The 24,191-nt window shown below is 70.1% G+C and carries 28 protein-coding genes, 1 pseudogene and 1 riboswitch; of the genes and pseudogenes, 23 read left to right on the top strand and 6 right to left on the bottom strand.

Annotated features, from left to right (window positions below; all coding sequences use genetic code 11):
• Positions 1–61 precede the first annotated feature (61 nt).
• From cysQ to ABN034_RS00215, 7 genes are all read left to right on the top strand, one after another.
• Positions 62–838, top strand: a complete 777-nt coding sequence (gene cysQ / locus ABN034_RS00245; RefSeq protein ID WP_349688936.1) for a 3'(2'),5'-bisphosphate nucleotidase CysQ — start codon at positions 62–64, stop codon at positions 836–838.
• 102 nt (positions 839–940) lie between these two features.
• Entirely contained in the window at positions 941–1,312 is a 372-nt protein-coding gene (locus ABN034_RS00240; RefSeq protein WP_349688935.1) for a hypothetical protein, read from the top strand.
• A 207-nt stretch (positions 1,313–1,519) separates the two neighbouring features.
• Positions 1,520–1,840, top strand: a complete 321-nt coding sequence (gene mihF / locus ABN034_RS00235) for an integration host factor, actinobacterial type (RefSeq protein WP_349331569.1) — start codon at positions 1,520–1,522, stop codon at positions 1,838–1,840.
• A gap of 61 nt (positions 1,841–1,901) precedes the next feature.
• The gene (gene gmk, locus ABN034_RS00230; RefSeq protein ID WP_349688934.1) at positions 1,902–2,456 is read left to right on the top strand and encodes a guanylate kinase; all 555 of its coding nucleotides are present in this window, start codon (positions 1,902–1,904) and stop codon (positions 2,454–2,456) included.
• A gap of 2 nt (positions 2,457–2,458) precedes the next feature.
• On the top strand, positions 2,459–2,749 hold the full coding sequence (gene rpoZ, locus ABN034_RS00225) for a DNA-directed RNA polymerase subunit omega (RefSeq protein ID WP_349689573.1): 291 nt from the start codon (positions 2,459–2,461) through the stop codon (positions 2,747–2,749).
• A gap of 10 nt (positions 2,750–2,759) precedes the next feature.
• Positions 2,760–4,007, top strand: a complete 1,248-nt coding sequence (gene coaBC / locus ABN034_RS00220) for a bifunctional phosphopantothenoylcysteine decarboxylase/phosphopantothenate--cysteine ligase CoaBC (RefSeq protein ID WP_349688933.1) — start codon at positions 2,760–2,762, stop codon at positions 4,005–4,007.
• 72 nt (positions 4,008–4,079) lie between these two features.
• On the top strand, positions 4,080–4,355 hold the full coding sequence (locus ABN034_RS00215; protein ID WP_349688932.1) for a hypothetical protein: 276 nt from the start codon (positions 4,080–4,082) through the stop codon (positions 4,353–4,355).
• Between the two features lie 46 nt (positions 4,356–4,401).
• Here ABN034_RS00215 and ABN034_RS00210 read toward each other — a convergent pair whose 3' ends face one another.
• Positions 4,402–5,640, bottom strand: coding sequence for an Rv2578c family radical SAM protein (locus ABN034_RS00210; protein WP_349688931.1), 1,239 nt, complete (start codon positions 5,638–5,640; stop codon positions 4,402–4,404).
• A 44-nt stretch (positions 5,641–5,684) separates the two neighbouring features.
• Between ABN034_RS00210 and ABN034_RS00205 the strand changes: the two genes are divergently transcribed.
• The 4 genes from ABN034_RS00205 to ABN034_RS00190 all read left to right on the top strand — a co-directional run bounded on the left by ABN034_RS00205 (position 5,685) and on the right by ABN034_RS00190 (position 10,997).
• Positions 5,685–6,398 carry a 4a-hydroxytetrahydrobiopterin dehydratase family protein gene (locus ABN034_RS00205; RefSeq protein ID WP_349688930.1) on the top strand — a complete coding sequence of 238 codons (714 nt, stop codon included), beginning with the start codon at positions 5,685–5,687 and terminating at the stop codon, positions 6,396–6,398.
• A gap of 426 nt (positions 6,399–6,824) precedes the next feature.
• Entirely contained in the window at positions 6,825–8,021 is a 1,197-nt protein-coding gene (metK, locus tag ABN034_RS00200; RefSeq protein ID WP_349331575.1) for a methionine adenosyltransferase, read from the top strand.
• A gap of 42 nt (positions 8,022–8,063) precedes the next feature.
• On the top strand, positions 8,064–10,235 hold the full coding sequence (locus tag ABN034_RS00195) for a primosomal protein N' (protein ID WP_349688929.1): 2,172 nt from the start codon (positions 8,064–8,066) through the stop codon (positions 10,233–10,235).
• Positions 10,236–10,256: 21 nt separating this feature from the next.
• Positions 10,257–10,997, top strand: coding sequence for an HAD family hydrolase (locus tag ABN034_RS00190; RefSeq protein ID WP_349688928.1), 741 nt, complete (start codon positions 10,257–10,259; stop codon positions 10,995–10,997).
• A gap of 6 nt (positions 10,998–11,003) precedes the next feature.
• Here ABN034_RS00190 and ABN034_RS00185 read toward each other — a convergent pair whose 3' ends face one another.
• Positions 11,004–11,543 (bottom strand): NUDIX hydrolase, encoded by a 540-nt coding sequence (locus ABN034_RS00185; protein ID WP_349688927.1) that lies wholly within the window; start codon positions 11,541–11,543, stop codon positions 11,004–11,006.
• Between the two features lie 38 nt (positions 11,544–11,581).
• Between ABN034_RS00185 and ABN034_RS00180 the strand changes: the two genes are divergently transcribed.
• From ABN034_RS00180 to ribH, 10 genes are all read left to right on the top strand, one after another.
• Positions 11,582–12,211, top strand: a complete 630-nt coding sequence (locus tag ABN034_RS00180) for an exonuclease (RefSeq protein ID WP_349688926.1) — start codon at positions 11,582–11,584, stop codon at positions 12,209–12,211.
• Between the two features lie 41 nt (positions 12,212–12,252).
• Positions 12,253–12,798 carry a peptide deformylase gene (def, locus tag ABN034_RS00175; protein ID WP_349331580.1) on the top strand — a complete coding sequence of 182 codons (546 nt, stop codon included), beginning with the start codon at positions 12,253–12,255 and terminating at the stop codon, positions 12,796–12,798.
• 26 nt (positions 12,799–12,824) lie between these two features.
• Entirely contained in the window at positions 12,825–13,751 is a 927-nt protein-coding gene (gene fmt / locus ABN034_RS00170; protein WP_349688925.1) for a methionyl-tRNA formyltransferase, read from the top strand.
• Positions 13,751–15,154, top strand: a complete 1,404-nt coding sequence (locus ABN034_RS00165; RefSeq protein WP_349688924.1) for an RsmB/NOP family class I SAM-dependent RNA methyltransferase — start codon at positions 13,751–13,753, stop codon at positions 15,152–15,154. The genes fmt and ABN034_RS00165 overlap by 1 nt, the downstream gene beginning before the upstream one ends.
• 44 nt (positions 15,155–15,198) lie before the next feature.
• Positions 15,199–15,885, top strand: coding sequence for a ribulose-phosphate 3-epimerase (rpe, locus tag ABN034_RS00160; RefSeq protein WP_349688923.1), 687 nt, complete (start codon positions 15,199–15,201; stop codon positions 15,883–15,885).
• Positions 15,885–16,274: an NIPSNAP family protein gene (locus tag ABN034_RS00155; protein WP_349688922.1), complete on the top strand. Its 390-nt coding sequence runs from the start codon at positions 15,885–15,887 to the stop codon at positions 16,272–16,274. The genes rpe and ABN034_RS00155 overlap by 1 nt, the downstream gene beginning before the upstream one ends.
• 140 nt (positions 16,275–16,414) lie before the next feature.
• A riboswitch (FMN riboswitch) is annotated at positions 16,415–16,561 on the top strand.
• 127 nt (positions 16,562–16,688) lie between these two features.
• Positions 16,689–17,300, top strand: a complete 612-nt coding sequence (locus ABN034_RS00150; protein ID WP_349688921.1) for a riboflavin synthase — start codon at positions 16,689–16,691, stop codon at positions 17,298–17,300.
• Entirely contained in the window at positions 17,297–18,001 is a 705-nt protein-coding gene (gene pnuC, locus ABN034_RS00145) for a nicotinamide riboside transporter PnuC (protein WP_349688920.1), read from the top strand. Before ABN034_RS00150 ends, pnuC begins: the two co-directional genes overlap by 4 nt.
• Positions 17,998–19,263 carry a bifunctional 3,4-dihydroxy-2-butanone-4-phosphate synthase/GTP cyclohydrolase II gene (locus ABN034_RS00140; RefSeq protein WP_349688919.1) on the top strand — a complete coding sequence of 422 codons (1,266 nt, stop codon included), beginning with the start codon at positions 17,998–18,000 and terminating at the stop codon, positions 19,261–19,263. Before pnuC ends, ABN034_RS00140 begins: the two co-directional genes overlap by 4 nt.
• Positions 19,260–19,745, top strand: coding sequence for a 6,7-dimethyl-8-ribityllumazine synthase (gene ribH, locus ABN034_RS00135; RefSeq protein ID WP_349688918.1), 486 nt, complete (start codon positions 19,260–19,262; stop codon positions 19,743–19,745). Before ABN034_RS00140 ends, ribH begins: the two co-directional genes overlap by 4 nt.
• 68 nt (positions 19,746–19,813) lie before the next feature.
• On the opposite strand, the pseudogene ABN034_RS34245 reads toward ribH, so the two are convergent.
• Positions 19,814–20,089, bottom strand: a pseudogene (locus ABN034_RS34245) (pyridoxamine 5'-phosphate oxidase family protein); the annotation flags it as partial.
• Positions 20,090–20,234: 145 nt separating this feature from the next.
• On the opposite strand from ABN034_RS34245, the gene ABN034_RS00130 reads away from it, so the two are divergent.
• Positions 20,235–20,741 (top strand): SixA phosphatase family protein, encoded by a 507-nt coding sequence (locus ABN034_RS00130; RefSeq protein ID WP_349688917.1) that lies wholly within the window; start codon positions 20,235–20,237, stop codon positions 20,739–20,741.
• Here ABN034_RS00130 and serB read toward each other — a convergent pair whose 3' ends face one another.
• The 3 genes from serB to ABN034_RS00115 all read right to left on the bottom strand — a co-directional run bounded on the left by serB (position 20,742) and on the right by ABN034_RS00115 (position 23,414).
• Positions 20,742–21,980, bottom strand: coding sequence for a phosphoserine phosphatase SerB (gene serB, locus ABN034_RS00125; protein ID WP_349688916.1), 1,239 nt, complete (start codon positions 21,978–21,980; stop codon positions 20,742–20,744).
• Between the two features lie 38 nt (positions 21,981–22,018).
• A complete protein-coding gene (locus tag ABN034_RS00120) occupies positions 22,019–22,525 on the bottom strand; it encodes an anthrone oxygenase family protein (protein WP_349688915.1) in 507 nt (168 codons plus the stop codon).
• Between the two features lie 136 nt (positions 22,526–22,661).
• Positions 22,662–23,414 (bottom strand): SDR family oxidoreductase, encoded by a 753-nt coding sequence (locus ABN034_RS00115; RefSeq protein WP_349688914.1) that lies wholly within the window; start codon positions 23,412–23,414, stop codon positions 22,662–22,664.
• 35 nt (positions 23,415–23,449) lie between these two features.
• On the opposite strand from ABN034_RS00115, the gene ABN034_RS00110 reads away from it, so the two are divergent.
• Positions 23,450–24,187: a DUF427 domain-containing protein gene (locus ABN034_RS00110; RefSeq protein WP_349688913.1), complete on the top strand. Its 738-nt coding sequence runs from the start codon at positions 23,450–23,452 to the stop codon at positions 24,185–24,187.
• Positions 24,188–24,191: the final 4 nt, after the last annotated feature.

The following is a 24,191-nucleotide window of genomic DNA, read 5'->3' as shown; positions in this document are numbered from 1 at the left end:
CCACGCCGCCGCACGCATGGCCACGCCGTCCCGCAGAAGGCGTTCTGACACCATGGGCGGCATGTCTGCCGCCACCGCCGCACTGGTCGACCCCGTCCGCAAGCTCGCCCTGAAGGCCGGCGAGGTCATCCTCGAGGTCTACGCCGCCGACGACCCAGGCACGCGGGAGAAGGCTGACCGGACGCCGGTCACGGAGGCCGACGTCCGCGCGGAGGCGGTGATCCTGGCCGGGCTCGCCGAGCTGGCGCCAGACATCCCCGTCGTCGCGGAGGAGAGCGTCGCTGCCGGACGGATCCCTGCCGAGCTGGGGAAGGCGTTCTGGTTGGTCGACCCCCTCGACGGTACGAAGGAGTTCCTGTCCGGCAACGGTGAGTTCACCGTCAACATCGCCCTCGTCGAGGACGGCGTGCCAGTGCTCGGTGTCGTCCACGCGCCGGCGATCGGGCTCACCTATGTCGGAGCGCCCGGACTGGCCGAGCGGACCGACGCCGATGGCACCCGGCCGCTCGAGGTCGTACCCGCACCCCCCGAGGGCTTCCGAGCCCTCGTGAGCCGCAGCCACCTGGATCCGGACACCGAGAAGTGGCTGGCCGACCTTCGGGTCGCGTCGTTCGTCCAGGCAGGGAGTTCGCTGAAGTTCTGCCGCATCGCCGAAGGCGCCGCGGACGTCTATCCGCGGTTCGGCCGGACGATGGAATGGGACATCGCCGCCGGCCATGCCGTGGTCCGGGCGGCGGGCGGCACGGTACGGACCGCGGCCGGTCCGCCGCTCCAGTACGGCAAACCGGGCTTCGACAACCCGCCGTTCGTCGCGTACGGGCGTACCTCGCCGGGCTGAGCCGTTCGCCACAACGGCGTACTCCCCACCAGGATCTTGGAACCATCCTCCGCCACCGCGACGTCATATGCGCACTGTTGTCCGGTATGAGAGGAGATGTCGGTGCGACGTTCGGCAGCGGTCATGTGTGCACTCGGCCTGGCATTGGGTGCGCTCGTCGCATGCGGCGGACAGGATGCCGCCTACTGTGACGTCCTCACCGAAGGCGTGGATCTCGCGAGCGCCGACCCCTCCGACGCCAAGGGTTTCGCCGCGTTGTCGAAGCAACTGGACAAGGCCGCCGACGCCGCACCGGACGAGATCAAGGAGCACTGGATCACCCTCTCGACCACGATGAAGGCGACCCGTGCCGCCGTGGTCGATCCGGGCAACGCCGACAAGGCGCAGTTGGAGCAGAACCGCCAGGCGGCCGAGGAAGCCGTGAACGCCGTGTCCTTCGACGCGAAGCAGCGGTGCAACCTGGAGGTCTCCTAGCGCGTAGCGGCGACCCCTGTTTGCTGAGTAGGTCTGACCTGGGTAGGTTCGCCTTCATCGTGCACGTTCGGCGAGGTCGAGCAGCGCTCCTGCAGGTGTCGTGGCAGTTGGCGAGGGCAGGGGTGGACCCCGCTGAGCGGGCGATATGTCCGTCCAGGAAGAATCGCCGCACCTACGACCCGTCGCACAGCCTCGAGGTGACCGTCCGTGCCGCTACCTCACCTGACCCCCGAAGCTCGCCAGGCCGCCCTGGAAAAGGCCGCAGAGGCCCGCCGGGAGCGTGCCGAGGTGAAGAACCGCCTCAAGAATTCCGGCGCCTCGCTGGGCGAGGTCGTCGGCGCAGGGCAGGACTCCAACGAAGTGATCGGCAAGATGCGGGTCCACGACCTGCTCTGCGCGATGCCCGGCGTGGGCAAGGTGCGGGCACGCCAGATCATGGAACGCATCGGTATTTCCGAGACTCGCCGCGTGCGCGGGCTCGGAGCCAACCAAGTGGCTGCGCTGAAGCGTGAGTTCGGCGAATCCTGAAACCGTGCAGGAGGGGACCCCCGAGGCTCCCGCCACTGATGCCCGGTTGGCGAGGCTCACGGTGCTGGCGGGTCCCACCGCGGTCGGCAAAGGCACAGTTGCGGCAGATATCCGCAAGCATCACCCAGAGATCTGGATTTCTGTGTCCGCGACCACCCGGAGGCCTCGACCGGGTGAGATTCAGGGGCTGCACTACTGGTTCGTCTCTGATGAGGAGTTCGACCGGATGGTCGCCGAGGGCGAGCTGCTCGAATGGGCCGTCGTCCACGGCCACGCCCGCTACGGCACCCCTCGGCGTGCGGTACTGGACATGCTCGCCTCGGGCCGGCCGGCGCTGCTGGAGATCGACCTGCAGGGCGCCAGGCAGGTGCGGAAGACCATGCCGGAGGCGCTTTTCGTCTTTCTGGCCCCACCAGACTGGGACGAACTGGTGCACCGCCTCACCGGTCGCGGGACGGAGACCGCCGAGGAGCAGGCGCGCCGGCTCGAGACCGCGCGCGCGGAGATTGCGGCGGAGAAGGAGTTCGACGTCACGGTTGTCAATACCGATGTCCATACTGCGGCGGAAGAGTTGGTAGCCTTAATCAGCTCCCACCCCAACTCTTCGGAGGCATGAGCGTGTCCGGCACCCAGCCAGCGGCCGAGGGCATCACCTACCCGCCCATCGACGACCTGCTCCAGAAGACCGACTCGAAGTACAAGTTGGTCTTGTTCTCCGCCAAGCGCGCTCGCCAGATCAACGCCTACTACGCCCAGCTGGGCGAGGGCCTGCTCGAGTACGTCGGACCACTGGTCGATACCCACGTCCAGGAGAAGCCGCTCTCGATCGCGCTCCGCGAGATCAACGAGAACCTTCTCTCGGTCGAGGACATCGAGCCGACGGACGAGGTCCCGCCGGCCGCGTCCTGACCGTGGCTCCATGACCGTGGCCTCGTCAGCGGCCGTTCCGGCCGCACCAGTGGTCCTCGGCGTCACCGGAGGCATCGCGGCCTACAAGGCCTGCTCCCTGCTCCGTCTGTTGGTCGAGTCCGGCCATCCGGTGCGGGTCGTCCCGACCGAGAGTGCGTTGCGCTTCGTCGGCGCGCCGACCTGGGCCGCTCTGTCCCACCAGCCCGTCCACACCCAGGTGTGGGACGACGTGCACGAGGTTCCGCACGTGCGCCTGGGCCAGGAGGCCGGCCTCGTCGTGGTTGCTCCGGCCACCGCCGACCTGCTCGCCAAAGCCGCGCATGGGCGCGCCGACGACCTGTTGACGTCGACACTGCTGACGGCCCGGTGCCCGATCGTCTATGCGCCGGCGATGCACACCGAGATGTGGGAGCACGCGGCCACGCAGGCCAATGTCGCGACGTTGCGCGCCCGCGGTGCCCTGGTGGTGGAGCCGGCCGAGGGACGCCTGACCGGCGCCGACACCGGCAAGGGCCGGTTGCCGGAGCCAGAGCAGCTCTTCGAGGTGTGCCAGACGGTGCTTGCCCGCGGCGGGGGCGTACTCGACCTTGACCTGGCCGGGCGCCATGTCGTTGTGAGCGCCGGTGGCACCCGTGAGTTTCTCGACCCGGTGCGTTTCCTCGGCAATCGTTCGTCCGGCCGCCAGGGCTACGCACTTGCCCGCACGGCCGCGGCCCGCGGGGCGATCGTCACGTTGGTGTCGGCCAACAGCACCCTCCCGGACCCGGCCGGCGTCAAGGTCGTCCCAGTGGTGTCGGTGCGGGACCTGCGTGACGCCGTGCTCGCCGCGGTCCGCGACGCGGATGCGCTGGTGATGGCCGCAGCACCCGCTGACTTCCGCCCGGCCGTGTACGCCGATCACAAGATCAAGAAGACCGATGACGTCTCCGCACCCACGGTCGAACTCGTGCAGAATCCCGACGTTCTCGCCGAGATCTCCCACGATCGACCGCGTCCGGGTCTCGTGGTCGTGGGGTTCGCCGCAGAGACTGGCGACGCGCAGGGAACGGCGCTGGAGCACGGGCGTACGAAGCTCGCCCGCAAGGGCTGCGACCTCCTCGTGGTCAACGAGGTGGGTGCCGGTCGGGGGTTCGAGGTACCTGACAACGAGGCCGTCATCCTCGATGCCGGCGGGCCGGAGACGCAGGTTCCCCGCGGGCCCAAGGACGCGCTGGCACACCGGATCTGGGACCTCGTTGTCCAACGCTGGTCGAGCTGAGCGTCCGGCACCGGCAACCACGGCAGCACCCGAGCCTGTATCGGCCGCCCACTGATCGTTATCATGCGGCGGATGGCTCTCACAGTGGGATTGGCGCTACTCGGCGTCGTCATCGCGTTCGGAGCCGGCAAGCGATGGCAACACAGCCGGCGCGCGGTCGCCGATCACAAGCTCGCCCGCACGGGCGTCCGCACGATGCGTCGGAACAAGTGGTTGTCGTTCCGCGCCTCCCTGGTCATCGTCGTTCTGCTGGTCGCCTACCTCGTCGGCGTGTTCAACCTCGCCATCGACGGTCGCGGCGCCGGCGAGCCAGGACCATCGCCGAGCCCCACTGCCAGCAGGCGCTAGACGCCGGACGTCGCCGTCGGTGCCTGCTGCTCGACCAGGCGATGCCTCAGAGCAGGGTGAGCTGCTCGGGTTCGGCCGCCCCACTCGGCCGGCTCGGGGTCGCGGCCGCAAGCGCTCTCGCCTCCGTGGGTGATGCCGGCACCTGGCGCGCCCGGTTGCGCTCGGCCTTGTCCATGCCGTGCCGGCGCACGGCCTTCTCGACCCGCTCGGTCACGTCGTGCTGGTAGTCCTTCGGCAGGTACGAACCTCGCCGGTAGAGCGCGCGGTAGCGCGGTGCCAGGTGCGGAAACGCCTGGTCCAACCAGGCGGCGTACCACTCGCGGGCACCGGGGCGCAGGTGCAGGAGCAGGGGAGTGACGCTGGCCGCACCGGACTCGGCGATCGCCGCGACGGTCGCGTCGATGGACTCGTCGGTGTCGGTGAGGAACGGCAGGATCGGCGCCATCAGGACACCTACGGTGAAGCCGGCGTCGGTCAGCGTACGGACGGCGTCGAGGCGACGGCACGGGCTCGGCGTCCCGGGTTCGACCGAGCGCCACAGTGCGTCGTCGACGAAGCCGACCGAGAACGACAGTCCGACAGCTGTCACCTCCGCGGCCTCGCGGAGCAGGGAAAGGTCGCGCAGGATCAGCGTTCCCTTGGTGAGGATCGAGAAGGGATTGCGGAAGTCGCGCAGCGCACTGATGATCTGCGGCATCAACTGGTAGCGCCCCTCGGCGCGCTGGTAGCAGTCGACGTTGGTGCCCATCGCGATGTGGTCGCCACGCCACTTCGGTGCCGCCAACTCCCGGCGTACGAGCTCACCTACATTGACCTTGACGATCACCTTGGTGTCGAAGTCACGTCCGGCGTCGAGGTCGAGGTAGGTGTGGGTGTTGCGGGCGAAGCAGTAAGTGCACGCATGGGAGCAGCCGCGGTAGGGGTTGATCGTCCACTCGAACGGCACCCGGGAGCGCCCCGGCACCCTGTTGATGACCGACTTCGCCCGGATCTCGTAGAACGTCATCCCGGCGAAGCCCGGCGTGTCGAAGGTACGCGTCACCGCGCCCGGGAGAGCGAAGGGAAGAGCGTCGGCCGGCGCGTTGCGGATGGCCGGTCCGGTGGCCGAGCCGGCACCGTTCTGGTGGGGACTGCCGCTTCCGACCGAGGTGTCGGTGAGGTCGCGACCTTCGGGGTCGGCGAACGTGAGGTTGTCCCAGCGCACACAGGCATTCGAACACATGTACGAGCGCTTGTCCAACGCCGCGGGTGAATCCCCGCCGTCAGGAGCCGGGACGCCGCTCACGCGGTGTCCGTCCGGTGTCGGTGCCTGGTGCCAGGATGCGCCGCATGGACGAACCTTCCGACGCCGCGGGCCCAGCACTTACCCGCCAGGAGATCTCCGCGGCAGTGAGCGGGTGGGGATGGCGCTATGTCCTCGGGGTGGTGCGCACCTCGATCCAGGTGCGATCGCTCGCCGAGGCGGCCAGGGTCGTGGCCACCGTGGTCGACGCCTGTGGCGGTGACGTCGACGGTCGCCTGACGATCGACGTGCGGCGCTTCGGCGTGGTGCTGTCCCTGCAGTCGTCGGCCACGGCCTCGATCACGTCGCGCGAGATCGAACTGGCCGGTCGCATCTCGTCAACTGTAGGTGAGCTGCAGCTGTCCACGACCCCGGACGTCGGTACGGACGCGCCACGATCGGTCCAGCTCGTGGAGCTCGGAATCGACGCGCTCGACATCGCGCTGATCCGCCCCTTCTGGAAGGCGGTGATGGGATACGCCGACGAGCCTGGCGCGTCAGGTCCGCAGGACCCGCTTGTCGATCCGATCGGCCAGGGTCCCGCGATCTGGTTCCAGCAGATGGACGCGCCACGCCCACAGCGCAACCGTATCCATCTCGACATCTCGGTCCCACACGACGAGGCGGCGGCTCGGATCCAGGCTGCGCTGGACGCAGGCGGCAGGTTGCTCTCCGATGCGGCCGCGCCGGCATTCTGGGTGCTGGCCGACCCTGAAGGCAACGAGGCCTGCGTCTGCACGTGGCAAGGGCGGGACGGCTAGGTCGATTCAGGCGGCCCAGCCGTCGTGTGGTCCCGCGCGAGTCGTGGTTTACCAAAGGTCTCCGGTCGTCGTGTCTCACCTCTCGAACGGCCGCGTTCGACATTTTCTCCCACCCTGACGTGTGGATACGCCCGGTGTGGTTCAGTCACCGATCCGCCTGGCTTCGCTGATTTCCTCACGGTTCGTACCAACCGGACCACTCAAGGTGTCGTCACGCTCAGCATTCGGCCGGCGGCATTCAGGATGAAACGCACCCCATTGGTGCGCCAGTGCCGGTGTCTCTCGTTACGCTGGGCTGCACCCACAAGACGAGCACACCTTCGTCGCGCTGGTCCAGCGCACCGCGGGCCGACGCCGTCCGCGCCTTCGCACCGCCGCGGAGGCACGGTGCCACCTGACGGAACAGTGCCAACAGAAAGGACGCCCGTGTCGCGACGCCTGTTCACCTCCGAGTCCGTCACCGAGGGTCACCCGGACAAGATCGCTGACCAGATCAGCGATTCAGTCCTCGATGCCCTCCTGCGGGACGACCCGCTGAGTCGGGTCGCGGTCGAGACTCTGGTGACCACCGGCCTCGTGGTGGTTGCCGGTGAGGTCACCACGAAGGCCCAGCCCGCCATCACCCCGATCGTCCGCAATCGAATCCTCGACATCGGCTACGACTCTTCGAACAAGGGCTTCGACGGTGCGTCGTGCGGGGTGGCCATCGCTCTTGGCACGCAGTCGCCCGACATCGCCCAGGGTGTCGACGGTGCCTGGGAGGAACGCACGGACGGTTCCACCGACCCGATCGACCAGCAGGGTGCAGGCGACCAGGGCATGATGTTCGGCTTCGCCTGTGACGAGACGCCCGAGCTGATGCCGTTGCCCATCACACTGGCCCACCGGCTGTCCAAGCGACTTTCCGACGTACGCAAGGACGGCACGCTCCCTTACCTCCGGCCCGACGGGAAGACGCAGGTCACGGTCGAGTACGACGGCGACCGTCCGGTCCGCGTCGATGCCGTCGTCGTCTCCACCCAGCACGCGGCCAACATCGACCTCGACAACATGCTCACGCCCGACATCCGGACGCAGGTGGTCGAGCCCGTGCTCGGCAACTTCGACGTCGACACGTCGAGCTACCGGCTCTACGTCAACCCGACCGGACGGTTCGAGCTCGGGGGACCGATGGGCGATGCCGGGCTCACCGGCCGCAAGATCATCGTCGACACCTACGGCGGCTACGCGCGGCACGGTGGCGGCGCCTTCAGCGGCAAGGACCCGACAAAGGTCGACCGATCCGCTGCCTACGCCATGCGATGGGTGGCCAAGACCATCGTCGCGGCTGGGCTCGCGAAGCGCTGTGAATGCCAGGTTGCCTACGCCATCGGCAAGGCCCAGCCGGTCGGCTTCTACGTCGACTGCTCCGGCACCGAACAGGCGCCGCTCGACGTGATCGAGAAGGCAGTGCTCCAGGTCTTCGACCTTCGCCCGGCGGCGATCATCCGCGATCTGGACCTGCGGCGCCCCATCTACACCGAGACGGCTGCGTACGGTCACTTCGGGCGTCTCGAGCCGCAGTTCACCTGGGAGCAGACCGACCGCGCCGCGGACCTTCGTAGCGTCGCCGGCGTCGGCTGACACCTGAGTGGGCGTGTCCGTGAGGTGGCCTAACCTCTCGGCATGACCACCGACGACGGGGGCCGACCGGGCGGCGAGAGCAACCCAGACGACGGCGATCAGCCGGACGACGGTGGGCAACTGGCACTGGTGCGGGCGCGGGTCCGACGGACCCGCGCCCGCCCCTCACAGGCGCCCGCGCCCTCCCTGCCGATCGCGCGCGTGGCGGTCGACACACCGCTCGCCCATCTCGACCGGCCGTTCGACTACACGGTGCCCGAGCGCATGCATGAGACCTGCGTGCCGGGCTGCCGCGTGCGGGTCCGGTTCGCCGGTCAGGACCTTGACGGTTACGTTCTCGACCGGGTGGCCGAGTCGGCGCATCGAGGCCGGTTGGCTCCGCTGCGTCGAGTCGTGTCCGCGGAGCCGGTGCTCGCGCCCGAGGTGGCCCGGCTGGCGAGGTCGGTCGCCGACAGGTACGCCGGGACACTCGCCGACGTCCTGCGCCTCGCCGTACCGCCACGGCACGCGCGGGTCGAGGGTGAGTCGCGGCCCGCGCACGTCGGGGAAGAGACGGGCCGGGCGGGTGCGGACCGGTCGGAGCCGGCGGCAGGCGACGAACCGGCAGACAGACCGGCACAACACGAACCGGCGGGCGACGCGGACCACGGTGCGACTCGGTGCGAGGGGCCGTGGGGGAGCTATGAGGCTGGCCCGGCCTATCTCCAGGCGCTGCGTCGGGGCGATGCGCCGCGCGCCGTGTGGAGTGCTCTGCCGGGCGAGGACTGGCCACGCGCTCTGGCCACCGCGGCGGCCGTGACCCTGGCGGGTGGGCGGGGGGTCCTCATCGTCGTACCAGACCACCGCGACGTGGCGCGGCTCGATGCGGCATGCGCGGAGGTGCTCGGCGCCGGCCAGCACGTGGTGCTCACCGCCGAACTCGGTCCCGCCGAACGCTACCGACGGTTCCTCGCGGTCCGTCGCGGGTCCGTGCGCTGTGTGGTGGGGACCCGCGCGGCGGCGTTCGCGCCGGTGGAAGGGCTCGGCCTGGTCGGCTGCTGGGACGATGGTGACGACCTGCTCGCCGAGCCTCGCGCGCCGTATCCCCACGCGCGCGAGGTCCTCCTGCTACGCGCCCATGAGCAGCGATGCGGTGCGCTCGTCGGCGGGTACGCCTGCACTGCCGAGGCCGCGCAGCTCCTCGCGACCGGTTGGGCACATCCGGTCGCAGGGAGCCGGTCGACCGTCCGGGCACGGGCGCCGCGCGTGTCCGTGGCGGGAGAGAGCGCGGCCGAACTGGCACGCGACCCGGCGGCGCGGGCGGTTCGGCTGCCGCACCGGGCGTTCGAGGTCGCCCGCCAGGCCCTGACCACCGGGCCGGTCCTGGTCCAGGTGCCTCGCTCGGGGTACCTCCCGGCGCTCGCCTGCCAGAACTGCCGGGCCGCGGCACGGTGCACAGCGTGTGCGGGACCAGTGCAGCAGTCCGGTGGCCGGGAGATCCCGGCGTGCGGGTGGTGTGGCCGGCCCGCCGTCGCCTGGCGCTGCCCGACCTGTGAAGGGACCCGGATGCGCGCGCCCGTCATCGGTGCCCGGCGTACCGCGGAGGAACTGGGTCGGGCGTTTCCCCGCGTTCCGGTGCGTACGTCCGGTGGGCAACGGGTTCTGGAGTCGGTGGGTGCCGAACCAGCCTTGGTCGTCGCGACGCCGGGCGCGGAGCCGTTGCCGGCCGAGGGTTATGCGGCGGCCCTCATGCTCGACACCTGGCTGGCGCTGGCGCGGGCGGATCTGCGGGCCGGCGAGGAGACGCTGCGGCGCTGGCTCAACGCCGCCGCGCTCGTCCGCGGTGCCGACCAGGGCGGCGCCGTCGTCGTGATGGGGGAGCCCAGCGTGCCGTCGATCCAGGCACTCGTCCGGTGGAGTCCAGTCGCTCACGCCGAGCGAGAGCTCGCCGACCGCCGGATAGCGGGCTTTCCACCGACCGTCCGGCTCGCCGTCATCGAGGGCGACGGCGCGGCCGTGAGCGAACTGACCGAGTTCGCGGAGCTGCCGGAGACCGCTGAGGTACTCGGTCCCGTCCCTCACGGGGAGGACGACGGGGTACGCATGGTGATCCGCACACCACGGCGCGACGGCGTCCAGTTGGCGGAGGCACTCAAGACGGCGCAGGCGTCTCGCAGCGCGCGGAAGTCGGCCGGAACGGCGCGGGTCCAGATCGATCCGATCGCCTTCGGCTGAACCCCGATAGGGTCGGCAGACGTGAGTCAGTCGCACCAGCCCCATGCCGTCCACCACTCCGATCAGACCGCCCAGTCGAGCGGACGGCCCGGCGTCGCCCAGCCTGCCTCCCCTCCTGGTCGCGCGGCGTCCCCGCCCGAACGCATCGAGGCCGTGGTCTTCGACGTGGGCGGTGTGCTCCTCGACTGGAACCCGAGGCACCTCTACCGCTCGCTCCTGCCGGACGAGGAGAGCGTCGAGCGGTTCCTGTCCGAGGTCTGCACACCTGCGTGGAACGGCGAGCAGGACGCCGGCCGTACCTGGGCCGCGGCCGTGGAGGAACTGACGGCGAGGTTTCCCGATCACGCGAAGCTGATCCGCGCCTATGACGAGCGCTGGCCGGAGATGGTGGCGGGCGTCTTCGAGGAAACCGTCGCGGTCCTGGCCGATCTCCGCGCGGCAGGCGTTCCCACGTACGCACTGACGAACTTCTCGGCCGAGAAGTGGGACATCACGCTGGACATGTGGGAGTTCCTCCGCGACTTCGACGGTGCGGTGGTCTCCGGCGTGGAGCGGGTCAGCAAGCCTGATCCGGCGATCTACCAGCTCCTGTTGGATCGGCATGGCCTGAGCGCAGCGACGACGTTCTACACCGACGACGTTCCGGCCAATGTCGAAGGCGCCCGCGGGGTCGGAATCCAGGCCGAGGTCTTCGTCGACGGTGCCACCCTTCGGAGCCAGCTGGCCGCCGCCGGACTGGTGCCGGTCGACGTCAGGGCGTGAGGCGCCCTACTCCTGGGCGAAACCGAAGGCCAGGGCGTAGAGAACGGCCGTGAGGGAAAGTCCGTCGCCCATCTGTCCGGCGGCGATGATCTCCCGCAGGTCGCCTGTCGGTACCCACTCGATCCGTTCCGCCTCGCTCGGATCGGTGGGTGGGCCCACGTGAGTGGCGCCTTCTGCCGCGAAGATGTCGAAGCGCTGGTCGGAGATGCCGTTGCTCGGGTGGTAGTGCACGAGCGGGCGAAGAGCGTGGGGACGCCAGCCGGTCTCCTCCAGCACCTCACGCGCGGCGGCTTCCACGGCAGACTCGCCCGGATCGACGCGACCTGCCGGGATCTCCCATCCCCACGTGTCGGTGATGAAGCGATGTCTCCACAGCATCAGCACGCCTCGCTCGTCGTCGTGGACGACGACACCGGCGCCGGCACGGGGCGTGCGTACGACGTGGTGGTCGAAACGCTTTCCGTCGGGAAGCTCCACGTCGGCAAGCGTGAGTCGAACCCACTCACTCTCGTAGATCGGGCGCTCCCCGTGAACCGTCCATCGCACCCCCGCACCCTAGACGACACCTTGCTACCGTGCGGGCCATGCCCAGCCGGCCAGACCTCTACTTCAGCGCAGACGTCGAGGCCGACGGGCCGATCCCCGGGCCCTATTCCATGCTGAGCTTCGGCCTCGCCGTCGCCGGCACTTTCGACGGAACGACCTTCCGCGCGGCCGACCCGACTGAGCGCACGTTCTACGCCGAGCTGCGGCCGATCTCCGATGACTTCGTGCCAGAGTCCCTCGCGGTGAGCGGCCTGGATCGGGACCGGCTGGTACGTGAGGGCCGTGATCCCGCGCAGGCGATGAACGCCGCGGCCCGCTGGATCGGCGAGGTCACTGCGCTGGCCGGGGATGCCACCCCGGTCCTCGTGGCGTTCCCACTGAGCTACGACTGGATGTGGATGTACTGGTACTTCACCAGCTTCGCTGCCGAGGGCTCACCTTTCGGGCATTCCTGGTGCATCGACCTGAAGACGACCTATGCCATCAAGGCCGGCGTCGGCGTCCGAATGGCGAGCAAGTCCCGGTTGCCGAAGGCGCTGCGATCGGGGCGCCGGCACACCCACCATGCTCTCGACGACGCCGTCGAGCAGGCGGAGTTGGCGGCGAAGCTGTTCACCTGGGACGGTACGGATGGTCGGGTGGATCAGCACGCGGACTGCGGTCCGTAGACTGGCGGCGACGCCGTCCGAGAAAGATCAAGGAGACCCGCGTGGCCGTCCAGCCCATCCGCCTGTTCGGGGACCCGGTGTTGCGGACGCCGGCCGAGCCCGTGACGGACTTCGACAAGGAGCTGCGCAACCTGGTCCGCGATCTGACCGAGACGATGCTCGAGGCGCCCGGCAGTGGTCTCGCCGCGCCGCAGATTGGTGTGGGGCTGCGGGTGTTCACGTACAACGTCGAGGACGTCGTGGGTCACCTCGTCAATCCCCAGCTGGAGCTGTCGGAGGAGGAACAGTTCGGCCCCGAGGGTTGCCTGTCGATCCCCGGCTTCAGCTTCGACTGCATGCGCGCGATGCGGGTCGTGGCGAAGGGTTTCACGATGCACGGGGAGCCGGTGACCCTCGAGGGTTCGGAGCTGTTGGCCCGCTGCATCCAGCACGAGACGGACCACCTCGACGGCATCCTTTTCGTCGACCGGCTCGACCGGCAGGCCCGCAAGGACGCGTTGCGGCTCATCCGGGAAGCCGAGTGGGCAGGCGCCGAGCCACCTCAGGTGCGGCTCTCCCCGCACGCGACCATGGGACGGGCCCTGTAGGGCGAAACAGTAGGGGGAGTCAGCTCGTGCGGTTGCTGTTTGCGGGTACACCCGATGTCGCGTTGCCCTCGTTCGAGGCGGTCCTGGCAAGTGGTCACGACGTCGTGGCCGTGCTGACCCGGCCGGACGCGCCGTCGGGCCGGGGTCGGAAGCTGCACCCTTCACCGGTCGCTGAGCGGGCCGAGGCCGAGGGGCTCGACGTTCTCAAACCGGGCTCGACACGGGATCCGGAGTTCCTCGAGCAGTTGCGCGGTCTCGCGCCGGAGTGCTGTGCGGTCGTCGCCTACGGCGGACTCCTTCCGGCGGCGGTGCTGGACGTGCCCCCACACGGCTGGATCAACCTGCACTTCTCCGTCCTGCCGGCGTGGCGCGGCGCGGCGCCGGTGCAGCACGCGATCCGTTCCGGTGACACCCTGACCGGTGCGACGACGTTCCGGATCGTGGAGGAGCTCGACGCGGGTCCCACCTACGGCGTGGTCACCGAGCCGATCGGTCCGACCGACACCGCCGGTGATCTGCTCGAACGCCTGTCGCACAGCGGAGCGAGGTTGCTGGTCGAGACGCTGGACGGGATCGCGGCCGGCACTCTCGAGCCGCGTCCCCAACCTTCGGAGGATGTGACCTACGCCAGCAAGGTCGGTGTCGACGACGTACGCATCGACTGGTCACGACCGGCGTTCGCCATCGACCGGCTCGTACGGTCGGGCACTCCGACGCCCGGGGCGTGGACGACGTTCCGGGACGAGCGCCTGAAAGTGGGTCCGGTCACGGTCGTGACCGAGGCGGTGGAGGTGCCGCCGGGCGAGATCGTCGCCGAGAAGTCCCGCGTCCTGGTCGGCACCGGCAGCGTCCCGGTGGCGCTCGGAGAGGTGCAGCCCCACGGCAAGCGCCCCATGGCGGCCGACGCCTGGGCGCGAGGGGTCCATCCGCAACCCGCCGAGCGGCTCGGCTGATGCCGCGACCCGCGTCTGGCACACGGCGGCGGCAGCGCCGGACCGGGACGGCGGACAGCGCCAGGCGGGCCGCCTACGACGTCGTGCACGCGGTGTCGGTCCGGGACGCCTACGCCAACCTCACCCTCGCGTCGATCCTGCGGGAACGCGGCCTGTCCGGTCAGGATGCGGCGTTCGCCACCGAGCTGGTCGGCGGGACACTCCGCTGGCGCGGCGGCTACGACGACGTCCTCGCGCGGTGCGTCAACCGCCCCTTGCCCGACCTCGACCCGGAGGTCCTCGACGTCCTGCGGATCGGTACGCACCAACTCCTGGGCATGCGGGTCCCTGCCCACGCGGCGGTGGCGACCAGCGTCGACCTCGGTCGAGACGTCGCCGGTGGCGGCGCGTCGAAGTTCGTCAACGCCGTGTTGCGGAAGGTGGCGACCCGCGATCTGGGTGGCTGGCTTGCGATGGCGGCACCGGCGTACGACGTCGATCCGGTCGGGCATCTCGCTGCGGTCCACGCGCATCCGAGGTGGATCGTCGAGGCGTTCCGCGCTGCCCTGGACGGATCCCTTGACGAGACGGCCGCCGCCCTCGCCGCAGACAACGCACCCGCCCGGGTCACTCTGGTGGCCCGCCCGGGGCGATGCACGGTCGACGAGCTTCGTCGCGACGGCGCGGCTCCCGCGCGGTGGTCTCCGTACGCCGCGACCCTGGAGGCAGGTGATCCGCGCCGGATTCCGGCGGTCGCGCAGGGGCGTGCGGGTGTCCAGGACGAGGGGAGCCAGCTGGTGGCTCTGGCCCTCGCCGGTGTGCCCCTGAACGGAGCGGGGACCGGCACTGACTTCCGCTGGCTGGACATGTGCGCCGGCCCAGGAGGCAAGGCGGCCCTGCTCGCCGGGCTCGCGGCCGAACGCGGGGCACGGCTGCTCGCCGCCGACCTGCAGCCACACCGCGCCGCCATGGTGGATCGCGCCCTGAGCGGCGGCGCCGGCGTGCTCGGCACCGTCGTCGCCGACGGGACCGCCGCCCCGTGGCGCGACGGGACCTTCGACCGGGTGCTGCTGGACGCGCCGTGCTCGGGCCTCGGAGCGCTACGCCGCCGGCCGGAGGCGCGCTGGCGGAGGTCGGCCGGTGATCCGGCGGAGCTCAGACCGCTGCAGATCCGCCTGTTGGACGCCGCCCTCGACGCCGTTCGGATCGGCGGGGTCGTCGGCTACGCGACCTGCTCGCCGCACCTGACCGAGACCCGCGAGGTCGTGGCGACCGTCCTTCGCGGCCGCGGTGATGTCGAACGCGTCGACGCCAGGCCGTACCTGCCGGGCGTACCCGATCTCGGCGACGGGCCCGACCTCACGTTGTGGCCGCACCGGCACGGCACCGACGCGATGTATCTCACGTTGCTTCGGCGTACCTGAGCAGGCCAACCGCCGCGGGCCGAAACAGTAGACTCGGCGACGTCATGGCCGTACAGATATCTCCGAGCATCCTGAGTGCCGACTTTGCGCGCCTCGCCGATGCCGCCGCCAGCGTCTCCAACGCCGACTGGCTCCACGTCGACGTGATGGACAACCACTTCGTGCCCAACCTCACCATTGGCCTGCCCGTCGTGGAGTCCCTGCGGGCGGCGACGACGTTGCCGATGGACTGCCACCTGATGATCGAGGATCCGGACCGCTGGGCGCCCGCCTACGCCGAGGCCGGTGCCGCCAGTGTGACGTTCCACATCGAGGCGGCGCACGCGCCGATCCGGCTCGCGCGGGAGCTTCGTGCGATCGGTGCGCGGGCGGGCATGGCGCTGAAGCCGGCGACCCCGGTGGAGCCGTACGAAGACCTGCTCGCAGAGCTGGACCTGCTTCTGGTCATGACGGTCGAGCCGGGCTTCGGGGGGCAGAAGTTCCTCGATGTCTGCGTCCCCAAGATCCGGCGGAGCCGCGAGCTGATCGCCAAGCACGGCGGCGAGCTCTGGCTCCAGGTCGACGGCGGTGTCTCGGCCGAGACGATCGAGCGGTGTGCGGAGGCGGGCGCCGACGTGTTCGTCGCCGGCTCGGCGGTCTTCTCCGCCGACGACCCGGGCCGCGTCATCGACGAGCTCCGCCGCCGCGCGTCGGAGGCGACCGCGCGGGCGTCCTGGCAGTTCGCACGCTGATGTACTTCCGCTGCGAGCGCTACATCGTCGCGGAGGGCAAGGCCGATGCCTTCGCGTCCTTCTTCCTCCGACAGCTGCTTCCGCTGCGGGAGAAGTACGGTGCGCGGCTGGTCGGACGGTGGCAGACCGAGGACGAGGCCGACGTGCTGACGATCTGGGCGTTCGCGAGCCGGGAGGCCGCGGGGCAGGTTGACGAGCATGTCCGTGACGACCCGGGCTCGGCGGAGGCACAGGCGTTCCAGGAGCGTTACCTGGATCCGCTGTTCCACGAGGTGGCCGAGATGCCGTTGTATTCCACGGTGCCGCTGGACCGGACTGTCCTGGCCGGTCTGTCGTTCCAGCCCGTCGCCGACCGAGGCGGAGCGCCCCGCCGCCAGCCCGCGCAGTGATCACGCCGGCTGTCCGTTTTGCGACGTACTGATCGACAGCGATTGCGGCCAGCCACGGCGACGTGGTGCAGGTCATGGCCATGACGGCTCCCCGGAGTTGCCGGAGCATGCCACACTGAACGACGTACGAGCGAAAGCTCGCGCGTGCTCCGGGGTCGGTGAAATTCCGAACCGGCGGTGACAGTCCGCGACCCGGTCACAGCAGCCAGACGTTCTGGCACGTGGCCGGTGGACCAGGTGGAACTCCTGGACCGACGGTGAAAGTCCGGATGGGAGGCAGCACGCGGGATGCGACCGCGCGTCCGTCTACGTTCAGGCGTTCGATGACGCCTGCTCATCCGGGCGGCCCGCGTCGCGTCCCTCGCCTCATCCCCGGTGCCCGCTCGGGCAGAACCGGAAGGCGAGGGAGAACCGGTGTTCACCGGAATCGTCGAAGAACGCGGCGAGGTCTGCGACCTCGTACGCCTGCAGGACTCCGCACAGGTCACCATCCGCGGGCCGCTGGTCACCGGCGACGTACGCCCGGGCGACTCGATCGCCGTCAACGGATGCTGCCTCACCGTCATCGCCGTGGGTGCTGACGGCGAGTTCACGGCCGACGTGATGGCCGAGAGCCTGTCCCGCACGACCCTCGGGTCCGCTCGGCCGGGTGACGCCGTGAACCTCGAACGCTCCGTCCCGGTGGACGGCCGGCTCGGCGGGCACATCGTGCAAGGTCACGTTGACGGCTCCGGTCGAGTCCTCAGCCGACAGTCCACGGCCCGCTGGGATCTGGTCGAGATCGGGCTGCCGGTCGAGCTGGCGCGCTACGTGGCGGAGAAGGGATCCATCGCCGTCGACGGGGTCTCGCTCACCGTCGTGGGCGTCCGCGACGGCGCCGACCCGGCGTTCACCGTCGCTCTCATCCCGACCACCCTGAAGCTCACGACCCTCGGCCTGCGGACACCCGGCGACGACGTGAACCTCGAGGTGGACGTCCTCGCGAAGTACCTCAGCAGACTGGTCCCTGAAGGAGTACGCGCATGAACTGGCTGACCTGGCTCCTGGGGGCCGAACTGCACATCGCCGGCTCGGTGATCCTGTGGCGCGAGATCATCGGCAACGGTTTCGGCCTCGCGAGCGCCATCCTCGGAATGCGCCGGCGGGTCGGGGCCTGGCCGGTCGGGATGATCGGCAACGTCCTGCTTTTCACGGTGTTCCTCGGCGGGGTCTTCGACACCCCGCAGGACAAGGACCTGTGGGGCCAGGCCGCCCGGCAGGTGTTCTTCTTCGCGGTGAGTGCGTACGGATGGTGGCGGTGGCGCCAGGCCCGTGACAGCCACGAGGCAGCCGACGGGGGAGCGGTGGCACCCCGCTGGGCAAGCGGGCGGGAGCGGCTGGGACTCCTCGCCGCCGCGGCGGTCGGCGTCGCGGTGTTCACCTACGCCCTCAGCCTGCTCGGCTCGTGGGGCCCGCTCGCCGACGCGTGGATCCTCACCGGCAGCATCCTGGCGACCTACGGCATGGCCCGTGGCTGGGTGGAGTTCTGGCTGATCTGGATCGCGGTCGACGCGGTGGGGGTGCCGCTGCTGTTCCTGGCCGGGTTCTATCCGTCGGCGATCCTCTACCTCGTCTACGGCGGTTTCTGTCTCCTGGGCTTCTTCACCTGGCTCCGCGTCGAGCGACGACTGGTCGGCGTACCGACACCGGCACCAACGGCGGAGGCGCTGGCGGGTGAGCAGCCGTGACAGACCTACGCCTGGACCCGATCGACCGCGCCGTGAGCGACCTGGCAGCTGACCGGCCGGTCGTGGTGGTCGACGACGCGGACCGCGAGAACGAAGGCGACCTGATCTTCACCGCGTCCTCGGCGACGCCGGACTTGCTGGCGTTCACGGTTCGGCACACGAGCGGCGTGGTGTGCGTACCACTGCTGGGCGAACGCCTGGACCAGTTGGGCATCGCCCCGATGGTGGCGGACAACCAGGAGTCGATGCGGACGGCGTTCGCGGTGACCGTGGATGCGGCGGACGGCGTGACGACAGGGATCTCGGCGGCCGACCGTACCCGGACGATCCGGCTCCTCGCCGATCCCGACACCGGCCCCGCCGATCTCGTCCGGCCAGGGCACGTCTTCCCGCTGCGCTACCGCCCAGGCGGGGTGCTGGCCCGGCCCGGCCACACCGAGGCGGCCATCGACCTGGCGCGTCTTGCCGGCCACCCGCCGGCGGGCGTGCTCGCGGAACTGGTGAACGACGACGGGACGATGATGCGGGGGCCGGCGTTGCGCGCGTTCGCCGACGAGCACGACCTCGCCCTCGTCTCGATCGCCGACCTGATCGCGTATCGGCGCCGCCACGAACGCCTCGTCGACCGGACGGCGACCGCCCGGCTGCCCACTGCCCACGGTGAGTTCCAGGCGATCGGTTACCGGAACACGATCGACGCGTCCGAGCACGTCGCTCTGATCAAGGGTGACCTCGCCGCCGCGGCGGCCTCTGGCGACGAGATCGTCGTGCGGGTCCATTCCGAGTGCCTCACCGGTGACGTCCTCGGGTCGCTGCGTTGCGACTGTGGTCCGCAGCTCCAGCGGGCCCTCGCCGCCATCGATCGGGCCGGCAGCGGCGTCGTCGTCTACCTCCGCGGTCACGAGGGTCGAGGAATCGGCCTGCTGTCGAAGCTGACCGCCTACGACCTGCAGGACTCGGGGCACGACACCGTGGAGGCCAATCTCGCGCTCGGGTTCCCCGCGGACGCCCGTGACTACTGGGTGGCCGCCCAGATTCTCACCGACCTCGGCGTACGCACCGTCCGGCTCCTCACCAACAACCCCGCCAAGCGTGCGGGCCTGGAGCACTACGGTCTGACGGTGGCAGCGGTCGAACCGCTGGCGATTCCGCCCAACGGGGAGAACCTCCGTTACCTGCAGACCAAGCGGGACCGACTGGGCCATCTGCTCCCAGTACAGGAACCCGTCCCCACCGAGCAGATCGCAGGGAGGGCACAGTGAGCGGGAGTGGCGCGCCCACGATCCGGCCGGCCGCGGTGGAGGGCCTGCGGGTCGGCGTCGTCGCGGCGTCGTGGCACGACGAGGTCATGGACGGTTTGCTCGCCGGCGCGGCCCGCGCTCTGGACGAGGCCGGCATCGCCGACCCGTGCATCATCCGGGTCCCGGGATCGTTCGAGCTTTCCGTCGCTGCCGCGCGTCTCGCCCGAGCGGGCTTGGACGCCGTAGTGGCGCTCGGTGTCGTCATCCGCGGTGGTACGCCGCACTTCGAGTATGTCTGCCAGGCGGCCACGGTAGGCCTCACCCAGGTGAGCGTGGAGACCGGGGTGCCGGTCGGGTTCGGCGTCCTCACCTGTGACACTGCCGAGCAGGCGATCGACCGTGCCGGTCTGCCGGGCTCGCGGGAGGACCGGGGGTACGAAGCGACGCAGGCCGCGCTCGCGACGGCGGCCACCTTGCGTACGGTGGCGCCCCTCGATCGGTGAACGATCCACGGCGACGGTCGAGGCAGCCCCGTGAGCTCCTCGCCCACGCCCGACATGTAGACGGCCTGACCTTCGCCCAAGGGCACCGCCGAGTTGAAGACGACGATGCTGAGACGCGGGTGTCGGCTCAGGTTGCGTGAGTGGGCGGCCTCCGGTGTGGAGATCCAGTAGAAGTCGGTGTAGTCGACGGTGCCGTAGTACACCGGCGTGGTCCAGGGGTTGCCGTCGCTGTCGACGGTGCCGAGCGTCATGTAGAGGGTGGCGTCGAGGATCGCCCGGGCGGTCGCCGCGAGTTCGTCCCGGCGGGTCGACGTGGCACTCTCGGTCGGCTCGACGCCCCGCATGGAACCTCCGGGAGATGGCACGAAAGTTGACCTTGAGCAGACTACGTGCTGTCGGCACCGGGGACCACACGGTAGGCGGGGGCACCGCCGTTCTCTGAACGCAGGTAAGGCGCGCCGCCCGCGGGCCGTCTGGGACACTGACGCCATGACGGGCTCGCGAACGCTGTTGCTGCTGCGCCACGGCAAGGCGGAGTCGCCGACCGGGATCGCCGACCGGGACCGTCCACTCGCGGGCAGGGGGAGACGCCAGTCCGAGCATGCGGGTGCCGCCTGCCGGGCGAGCGGGGTTGTTCCCGGCTTGGTGGTGGTGTCGCCGGCTCTGCGCGCTCGGGAGACGTGGGTGGAGTTCGCCCGTGGCCTGGGAGTCGAGCCGGAGATCGACATCGACCGCCGCGTCTACGCCAACACGATCGAGGATCTGCTCGACGTGATCACGGGCACACCGGGGGAACTCGACACGCTGATGATCGTGGGTCACAACCCGTCGATCGGCGACCTCTCGCGCCTGCTGGATGAGGACGAGTCCCGGCGACGCGGTACCGCCGTCGCGGACGGGTATCCCACGGGGGCGTTGACGATCTTCGACCTCGACGTGCCGTGGGCTCTGGTGGGAGCGGGGACGGGTCGCCTGCGCGCGGTCGTACGGCGCTGATCAGCCGCCGTACCCGGACCCGTCGAGCGTGTCATGGCCTGGCTCGCCGAGCTCCCCGTCCGCGGCGTCGATCTCCTCGCGGGTGATGCCGAGGAGGTAGAGGATCGCGTCGAGATACGGGACCGACACCGCCGTGTCGGCCGCCTGGCGTACGACCGGTTTGGCGTTGAAGGCCACCCCGAGTCCCGCGACGGCGAGCATGTCGAGGTCGTTGGCGCCGTCTCCGATCGCGACGGTCTGGGACAGCGGCACGCCCGCCTGCTCCGCGAAACCGTGCAGAGCCTCGGCCTTGCCGGGTCGGTCGACGATCGGTCCGACCACCCGGCCGGTCAGCACGCCGTCGGCGACCTCCAGCAGGTTGGCCGCTACGAAGTCGATCCCGAGTTCGGCCGCGATCGGTTCGACGATCTGGGCGAAACCACCGCTCACGACGCCGACCTGGTAGCCGAGGCGGTGGAGAGTACGCAGCAGGGTCCGGGCACCGGGCGTGAGCCTGATCTCCTGGCGGACCTCGTCCATCGCCCGCGCATCGACACCGGCCAGCAGCGCCACCCGCTGGCGGAGGGACTCCGCGAAGTCCAGTTCACCCCGCATGGCGGCGGCGGTCACCCGCGTCACCTCGTCCAGGCAGCCGGCCCGGGAGGCAAGCATCTCGATGACCTCGCCCTGGATGAGGGTCGAGTCGACGTCGAGGACGACGAGCCGCTTGGCGCGGCGGTAGAGCCCGGCGGGTTGGACGGCCACGTCGACCTGCTGGGCGGCTGCCTCGATCGCGAGTGCGCTGCGCAACTGCAGCGGATCGGCGCCGGAGACGTCGAGTTCGATGGCGATCACGGGATAGCGGGCGATCCGGATGATCCGGTCGATGTTGCCGCCGGTGTCGGCGATCCGCCCCGCGATGGCGGCGACCGCGCCAGGGTCGAGCGGATGGCCCAGGACGGTGACGTGGCTGCGTCCGTGTGCCCGCGGCAGGTTGTCGCCGGCGCCGGACTGCACCTCGACGTCCATCGAGAGGTCGCGCGCGACGTCCTCGATCGCCTTCCGCAGCCGGGCGTCGTCCCGCGGCGTTGTCACCAGGACGCCGAGGACGAGCCGGCCGCGCAGGACGACCTGCTCGACGTCCAGCACCTCGACCGAGAACGGCGACAGGGCGTGGAAGACAGCAGAGGTCACACCGGGACGATCGTGTCCGGTGAGGGTGAGAAGGAGGGTTCGATCGGGCTGCAGCGCGCTCGGCACTCCCGCAACGTTAGCGGTGCCCCGCGACGAGGCCGGGCTCAGACCCCACCGGTGACGTCCTGCCCCGCCAGGGCGAGTGCCCACGCGAGGCAACCGAACGCCGCCGTCACCGTCACGGCTCGTACGACGTTCCAGCGCACCCACCGGTCCTCGAAGCTGGCCCGGACGGCCGCGAGATCGGGGACCCCGTCCGGGTCACCGGCTGCCGCGAGCGCATTGTTGAGGGGGATGTTGATCCCTCGGGTGAGACCGAGTTGGACGCAGTAGAGCACGAGGGCGGCGGCGACCCACGGCAGGACCCGGCCGTCGCCGAGATGCAGGACGACGGCGAGCAGGGTCAGGACGAACGCACCGAGGAAGGTGGCAAGGAACCACGGGTTGATGATCTTCAGATTGATCCACTGCATCGCGCTGACGAAGGTCCGGTCATCGGTGTGCCGGAGGCCGACCATGACAGAGCAGGCCCAGGCGTAGAAGAAGCCGGCACTCAGCCCCATGATCAGCGTGGCGACGAGGAGGACGACCGTCTGGAACGGGATCGACATGGACCATAGTGAAGCGCCTCGAGGGTGGGGCGCGCCATGGCTGAAGCGCTCGGGCTCATGTCTCGGCGTGGCACTCGGGTTCCGGGCGCGTTGGGGCCGTGGCGTCGATCGCGACCCGGCGCCGCCGTTGCCGCCGTCAGCCCCTTCCGAGGAACGGCATCCCGGTCGCCATGACCGTCATGAACGGCACGTTGGCGTCCAGCGGCAGGCTCGCCATGTAGGCCACGGCGCGCCCTACGTCGTTCACGTCCATCGTCGGCTCGACGCGGATCGACCCGTCGGGCTGGCGCACGCCGTCGGCCATGCGGGCGGTCATCGGGGTCTCGGCGTTACCGATGTCGATCTGGCCGCAGGCGATGCCGTGGTCCCGCCCGTCGAGCGCGGTCGCCTTGGTGAGCCCGGTGATCGCGTGCTTCGTCGCGGTGTACGGAGCGGACTGCGGGCGTGGTGTGTGGGCGGACAGCGAACCGTTGTTGATGATCCGGCCGCCGCGGGGTGTCTGGCTCTTCATCAGGCGTACGGCCTGTTGCGTGCAGAGGAACGCACCGGTGAGGTTGACGTCGACGACGCCCTGCCAGTCGGTGAGCTCGAGGTCTTCAAGCGGCACGGCTGGAGCGTTCCGGCCGGCGTTGTTGACCAGGAGGTCGAGCCGGCCATAGGTCGTGCGGATCGCGGCGAACAGGGACTCCACGGCGCCCGGGTCGGCGACGTCGGCGGGTACGGCGAGACCCTCGTGACCGGCGGCCCGCAGCTCGTCCGCGAGGTCGTGCAGAGGCTGGGGACGTCGACCGGCCAGCGCCACCGACCAGCCGTCCCGGGCCAGCGCGAGGGTGATGGCGCGGCCGACGCCGGTGCCGGCCCCGGTGACAAGGGCGATCTTGTGAACCATGAAATTTCCCCTCGGTCCAGGCGGTTGGCGAAGGTATGAGTACGACCCAGGAGCGGCCGCGGGTCGAGACCGGCGCGAAGCGGGTCCGAGCCTACTTCGGCGGCGAAGTCGTGGCCGACACGGTTGAACCGGTTCTGGTGTGGGAGATCCCCTACTACCCCGCTTATTACCTTCCGGCGAAGGACGTCCGTACGGATCTGCTGACGCCGGGCGGCGAGGTGCGCCACTCAGAGCGCCTTGGCGACGGGACGTCGTACACGCTGAGAGTCGGCGCCAAGGAGGCAACGGGCGCGGCCTTGCGCTACCTCGACTCCCCGGTCGTGGAGCTGCGGGATCTCGTCCGCCTGGACTGGGACGCGATGGACGCGTGGTTCGAGGAGGACGAGGAGGTCTTCGTCCACCCCCGGAGTCCATACGCCCGGATCGACGTCCTTGCCAGCTCCCGGCACGTCCGGGTGGAGGTCGACGGCGTGACGGTCGCGGAGTCCGCGCATCCGACGCTGCTTTTCGAGACGGGGCTGCCGTTGCGCTACTACCTGCCGAAGACGCACGTACGGATGGACCTGCTGACGCCGTCGGCGACGGCGACGCACTGCCCGTACAAGGGCCAGGCGGAGTACTGGTCGGTGACCGTCAACGGCACCGAACATCCCGACCTGGCGTGGTCCTACCGCACCCCCCTGCCGGAGAGCCAGAAGGTCGCCGGGTTGATCGCGTTCTACGACGACAAGGTGGACGTCTACGTCGACGGAGTGCTCCAGAAGCGTCGCTAGGTGT

It is taken from the genome of Actinopolymorpha sp. B11F2 (genome assembly GCF_040195635.1).
Lineage (GTDB): Bacteria > Actinomycetota > Actinomycetes > Propionibacteriales > Actinopolymorphaceae > Thermasporomyces.
This window is presented reverse-complemented; position numbering and strand designations above follow the sequence as displayed.